This window comes from Thiolapillus sp., from assembly GCF_048562965.1.
GTDB classification, from domain to species: Bacteria; Pseudomonadota; Gammaproteobacteria; order Chromatiales; family Chromatiaceae; genus Thiolapillus; species Thiolapillus brandeum_A.
The window spans coordinates 1-1,564 of record NZ_JBHNMF010000704.1 but is presented as its reverse complement, the minus strand read 5'-3'; the positions used below and the strand labels follow the sequence as shown (position 1 = coordinate 1,564).

3 protein-coding genes are annotated in these 1,564 nt (G+C 58.1%); 2 read left to right on the top strand and 1 reads right to left on the bottom strand.

Going from position 1 to position 1,564, the window contains the following annotated elements:
• Positions 1–210 precede the first annotated feature (210 nt).
• The gene (locus ACOCD2_RS19355) at positions 211–411 is read left to right on the top strand and encodes a KfrB domain-containing protein (protein WP_293689574.1); all 201 of its coding nucleotides are present in this window, start codon (positions 211–213) and stop codon (positions 409–411) included.
• A 124-nt stretch (positions 412–535) separates the two neighbouring features.
• Here the strand turns inward: ACOCD2_RS19355 and ACOCD2_RS19350 are convergent, their stop codons facing one another.
• Positions 536–814 (bottom strand): hypothetical protein, encoded by a 279-nt coding sequence (locus ACOCD2_RS19350; protein ID WP_293650187.1) that lies wholly within the window; start codon positions 812–814, stop codon positions 536–538.
• A 60-nt stretch (positions 815–874) separates the two neighbouring features.
• Here ACOCD2_RS19350 and ACOCD2_RS19345 point away from each other — a divergent pair, with 60 nt between their 5' ends.
• A complete protein-coding gene (locus ACOCD2_RS19345; protein ID WP_293715550.1) occupies positions 875–1,363 on the top strand; it encodes a KfrB domain-containing protein in 489 nt (162 codons plus the stop codon).
• The last annotated feature ends 201 nt before the right edge of the window (positions 1,364–1,564 follow it).

Sequence of the window (1,564 nt, the reverse complement as noted above, 5' to 3'; positions counted from 1 at the left end):
ACGAGAATCACTTCTCTCGGCGAGTACCTTGGCACGAGAAATGGGCTATCGGTCTATCTTGGCCACGTCCCGGCGCCCAAAAACGCCGGAACTAGGGGATCGGTGAGCGATGCGGGCTAGGGGAAGATCCAACGGATGTAGGCTGAGGCGGATCAGATTCGGGCGGCGCTCGAAGCCAAGCTCATCCAAGCGGTTGCAGAAGAACGCGATATGGCGGTTTTCCCAGCCAAGGATGGGATGTCCTATCAGGGGCCGATCGTAGACCAGGATGACCGATTTCAGTATCAGCAGGTCGCCCCAAATACGCTGATCGCTCACGACGCCGGAAAGGATCTGGAAGTGAGTGACCGAGTGCCTGGTCTGGCTCAAGAACGTGGCCGTGAGGACATGGAGATCGGATACGGTCGCTGAAAATAGAAACCCCGCCAAGTGTGCGCCTGGCGGGGTTAATTCGGCTATCGCCATACACGGTCATCGCCAACCACGGCTGTACCACACCCCTTTTATAGCGTCTCCTGGTAGCCTGGTCAACTCGTCAGCCGACCACCAATATCAGCGCCAATCGCCAACCCACCACGGCCGCCAAACTGGCGACCACAGTCGCCGCTTTCCATGACTGGCAGTGGGCGTGATGGTCTTCCGCCGGCGGGCACGGAGTGGCCCGAACAATCTCCTGCTTCGCTGCACGCAGTGCATCCCCCAGGATCTGCTTCGCCAGCTCGTTGAGCGCGACGGCCGCAAATATCGGGTCGTCGTTCGACACGACGATCCCGTACTCGCTGGCCAGGTGTTCGCGCAGGCGCTCGACGTCCATTACGCGGCCGCCAGCGCCTCGGTGACGCGCTCCACGCGTCAGCAAAAGGCGTTTGACGTCGTGTTTCGGCGCGGACCGGATCGAATCGCTCGCGGGATTACGCCAAAGGATTACACCAAGATCACCAAGTGCCCGGCGCGTACCGCCGGCAGGGATATCGCGGGCCTGGTCGAGATGGGGGCGATTACTCGGGTGCCGGGTACCGCCACGCGCAACGCCCGCTATGCGATCACCCTGCCCCGCCAGAGCCAAGATGCCGGTTGTAGTGAGCCCTCCGACCGGGCCCAGGCACTGTTTCAATCGACAGACACTGACGGGCGACTGTATCCAGCCAATCCGTCGATCCGCTACGACGGCCCCATCGTAGCGGCAGATGGTTGGTATGCGATTCAGCGGGTCGCCTCACAGACCTTCGTTGCCCATTCCGTTCAAGCCTTGGATGACAGCCCCCAAGTGGGAGCCGTCGTTTCCATCCATCACGGCCATATCATCGCACCGGAACGACAGGAAACGCGTGGTATGAACAAAAAGCGAAAACCCACCCCTTAGTGTTTTTCTGCAAAATTTCCCATCGCGTCCTGAATCGACCCGAAAACAGCATATATTCTGATAATGGTATATTATCATAAGTAACTAGAGTTTAGAGTTTCAGAGGAGAAAAACCACTAAAAATCTCAAAAAATAGTTGACATAGCAAGGCGCGGCCTCTCAGAAGAGAAATCAACACAAACTTCTGGAGGCCGCTATGGA

Coding starts and splice junctions, on each gene's coding strand:
- ACOCD2_RS19355 (WP_293689574.1), top strand. CDS start 211: ATGGCGGTTTTCCCAGCCAAGGATGGGATGTCCTATCAGGGGCCGATC.
- ACOCD2_RS19350 (WP_293650187.1), bottom strand. CDS start 814: ATGGACGTCGAGCGCCTGCGCGAACACCTGGCCAGCGAGTACGGGATC.